1 pseudogene is annotated in these 247 nt (G+C 61.5%); it reads left to right on the plus strand.

Annotation, left to right across the window (positions count from 1 at the left end):
* Positions 1-247, plus strand: a pseudogene (locus L6D77_RS27190) (hypothetical protein); the annotation flags it as partial.

Here is a 247-nt window from a genome sequence, read left to right on the forward strand (position 1 = left end):
CGAGCTGGCGCACCAGAGCAGCGCACCGAAGTGGAACTTCTACAAGTACGTGGTGGACCGCAAGGGCAAGGTCATCGGCAATTTCTCCAGCCTGACCAAACCGGATGATCCGGCGTTTACGGCGGCGCTCGATCTTGAGAGCGCAGCAAATGCCCCCGCGAACGCCTGGTGGCCCTCACCCAATATCCCGACCTGCATCTTGAGGCCCAACCTCACCTCAATGAGGGTGCACCGTCAGCGCCACGAG

The organism is Pseudomonas parasichuanensis, from assembly GCF_021601385.1.
GTDB lineage: Bacteria > Pseudomonadota > Gammaproteobacteria > Pseudomonadales > Pseudomonadaceae > Aquipseudomonas > Aquipseudomonas parasichuanensis.